This window comes from Desulfosarcina cetonica JCM 12296, from assembly GCF_001311845.1.
Lineage (GTDB): Bacteria > Desulfobacterota > Desulfobacteria > Desulfobacterales > Desulfosarcinaceae > Desulfosarcina > Desulfosarcina cetonica.
Genome location: NZ_BBCC01000370.1, coordinates 1 through 2,756, shown reverse-complemented (window position 1 = coordinate 2,756; position 2,756 = coordinate 1). Strand labels below are relative to the sequence as shown.

General features: G+C 55.1%; 5 protein-coding genes. All 5 read left to right on the top strand.

Going from position 1 to position 2,756, the window contains the following annotated elements:
* The coding region (locus tag JCM12296_RS40740) for a hypothetical protein (RefSeq protein ID WP_172684250.1) at positions 1 to 330 on the top strand (330 nt) is incomplete at its 5' end.
* Positions 331 to 477: 147 nt separating this feature from the next.
* Positions 478 to 1,359 (top strand): response regulator, encoded by an 882-nt coding sequence (locus JCM12296_RS33890; protein ID WP_054702437.1) that lies wholly within the window; start codon positions 478 to 480, stop codon positions 1,357 to 1,359.
* Complete coding sequence (locus JCM12296_RS51220; RefSeq protein WP_083456775.1) at positions 1,332 to 1,712, top strand: chemotaxis protein CheB; 381 nt, start codon at positions 1,332 to 1,334, stop codon at positions 1,710 to 1,712. The genes JCM12296_RS33890 and JCM12296_RS51220 overlap by 28 nt, the downstream gene beginning before the upstream one ends.
* A 15-nt stretch (positions 1,713 to 1,727) precedes the next feature.
* Positions 1,728 to 2,252, top strand: coding sequence for a chemotaxis protein CheW (locus JCM12296_RS33880; RefSeq protein WP_054702431.1), 525 nt, complete (start codon positions 1,728 to 1,730; stop codon positions 2,250 to 2,252).
* A gap of 78 nt (positions 2,253 to 2,330) precedes the next feature.
* Positions 2,331 to 2,684 (top strand): response regulator, encoded by a 354-nt coding sequence (locus tag JCM12296_RS33875; RefSeq protein ID WP_054702428.1) that lies wholly within the window; start codon positions 2,331 to 2,333, stop codon positions 2,682 to 2,684.
* The last annotated feature ends 72 nt before the right edge of the window (positions 2,685 to 2,756 follow it).

Below are 2,756 nucleotides of genomic sequence, written 5' to 3'. Positions count from 1 at the left end.
CAGGCCGCCCAGGCCGCCCTGGAGCAGTTGATCACGAAGTCGAAAACGATTTCGGCACTGGTTGAAAGGGCCGAGAAAGGCGCTGAAGATGTGGGTACCGAAATGCGCGGCGTGGTGGAACGTAGTGAGGAGATGAGAAAACTCACCGACCTCCAGGCGCAACGGTCAAAAAACCTGGTTGAAATCGCGCATGCATCCGCTGCCAAGGCGACCCAGACCGCCCTCGGTGCCGGTGAGGTCGTGGGCATCACCGATGAACTGGAGCAGCTGTCCCTGCAATTGTCCCAACAGATCGCCATCTTCCGCATTGAAGCGGCTAAGACAAGCTAAGCGGGAATCGGGAGCAGCGCCTCCTCGTCATCAGGACGTGTGCACCGTGTCTGTGGATGATGCGGTCCGTGGATGGGCATGGATGCCACCCTCGGCTTGCCGATAACACCATTTGTTTGCTGCCGGTATTGGAGAAGAATTTGGACCATGATCATTTTTTGTGAAGAATGTGGATCTCGGAACGATTTGAGCGCGGATGCCATGGAGGAGGGCCTGCACAGTTTTGCGTGCTGCCACTGCAACGAGACGCTGGTGGTTTCCAGGCCATCGCTGCGGGGGGGCTGCCATGCTTTCGCCGACTTGAGCGCCAAAGGCGACACGGCCACTTCCGGTGGCGACAGGCCCATTTCCATCCTGATTGTCGACGACTCGACGGTACTGCGCAAGGTCCTCAAGGAAATATTCAGTGCGGATGAACAGCTGAAAGTGGTCGGTGAGGCGCAAAATGGCCTCCAGGCCTTGGAGTTGCTTCCGCAACTCAAACCGGATGTGGTGACCTTGGATGTCAATATGCCCGTGATGGATGGTTTGACGGCCATCAAGCACATTATGATCAAATGCCCCACGCCGGTCGTCATGTTCAGCACCCTCACGGGGCAGGGGTCCCAGGAGACCTTTGAAGCGTTGCGCTATGGCGCCGTCGATTTTCTCCAGAAACCGTCCAGCTTGTTGACCGAAGATTTGAAGAGCCAGCATGACTTGATCATCAGTCGGGTGAAAAATGCCGCGCGGGCCGGTATCGACACCATCCGTTACCTTCGGCTGGCCCAGCAGGATCAACGGCCGATGCCGGCCAATGGTGCCACCTGCCAGCATGTATTCGCCATTGGCAGCAACTATGGCAGTTATGGTGCGCTGCTAGGTCTGGTTCCGGAGTTGGACCCGCAGACGCCGGCAGCCTATGTGGCCGTGCTCTATGCAACCCCCTTACATGTGGAGGCGTTTGTCCACTATCTCGACAAGTATAGCCCGATCCGCGTGAATCGGGCCACCGATGGCAGATCCTCCATGGCGGTGTTTGTTATCTGACCTCCGTTTTTGAAAGGACGACCATTCAATCCACCGCCGATGGTCTGCGAATGCTGGTCCTGCCGAATTCGTCTGCCGCGGATCAAGCGTCCGATCAACTGATGACATCCCTGGCGATGGCCATGGGAGAAAGATCCACGGGGATTTTACTCTCCGGAATCGGAGATGACGGTGTCGATGGGTCCGGGCAGATCCTGTCTGCCGGTGGCAGGGTTATTTTGCAGGATCCGAAAACCTGTCTGTGCAGTGAAACCGCAACGCGCGCTGCGCGAAAATACGATCTCCCGACGGTCCTTCCAGGTGCACGGATGGCCGATACCATCCGCTCATGCTGTCTGGAATCGTTTCAATAAAAGGAGAAATCACCCATGAGCGAACGTTTTGCGCAGTTTGCCGAGGTACCTGTTGAAACCGCGGTGAATCAACAACTGGTCGGATTTATCATCGGCGACGAATTGTTCGGTGTCGACATTTTGAGCGTCCAGGAAATCATCCGCGATGTGGCCATTACCGCCATCCCGGATTCTCCCGCTTTTTTGGAAGGGGTGATCAATCTTCGTGGCAACATTATTCCGGTGATCGACCTTCGCAAACGGTTAAAACTGATGGCGCAGCCCAAACCGGAAGACCAATCCCTATGGATCATCATCCTGACTGTCGAAGGTCGTGTCACCGGGTTCGTGGTCGATCGGGTCACCAAGGTCTTGAACGTGCCTGTCAGCAGCATCAAACCGCCGCCCGATATCGTCGTTTCCGGTTTGAAGCGTCAGTATATCGGGGGCGTATGCAAGCTGGAAGAGCGATTGCTGATCCTGCTGGATTTCGAGCGGGTGCTCATGGCAGATGAAATCAAAAAGCTCAAGTCCATGAAACGCCCCAAAATCATGCATTAACGTTTATTGCCCGGGGGCAAGGCGCGACCCTACCCGGGCAGATGGATTACACGGTTCGGGTGAATAAGGATGAGGCGGATGGGAAAGACAATCCTCGTGGTGGATGATTCTTCGATCATGCGAAAAATGATCAAGCAAACATTGAGCGCTGCGGGTCATACGGTTATCGGAGAAGCCAAAAGCGGGGATGATGCCGTTGCCCAGTATACGATTTTGAAACCGGATATCGTTACCATGGATATTACCATGCGGGGGATGGATGGCATTGCCGCCGCACGACTGATTTTGGCCCGGGACGCCGATGCACGCATCATCATTCTTTCCAACCTGGATGAGAATAAATTCAGCCAGGAAGCCCTGCAGATCGGTGCCAAGGGGTACCTAAACAAGCATAACACCGTGGAGATTCTTCATCTCATCGAGCGGTTGTGACATGCATGCATGACAACCAAGGGTTGCCATAAACATAGAGGGAACGTTCCATGACCGACCATTCCTTGCTTG

Bases quoted from the DNA above. Each gene is read 5' to 3' on its own strand.
- JCM12296_RS33890 (WP_054702437.1), top strand. From the start codon at position 478: ATGATCATTTTTTGTGAAGAATGTGGATCTCGGAACGATTTGAGCGCG.
- JCM12296_RS33880 (WP_054702431.1), top strand. From the start codon at position 1,728: ATGAGCGAACGTTTTGCGCAGTTTGCCGAGGTACCTGTTGAAACCGCG.
- JCM12296_RS33875 (WP_054702428.1), top strand. From the start codon at position 2,331: ATGGGAAAGACAATCCTCGTGGTGGATGATTCTTCGATCATGCGAAAA.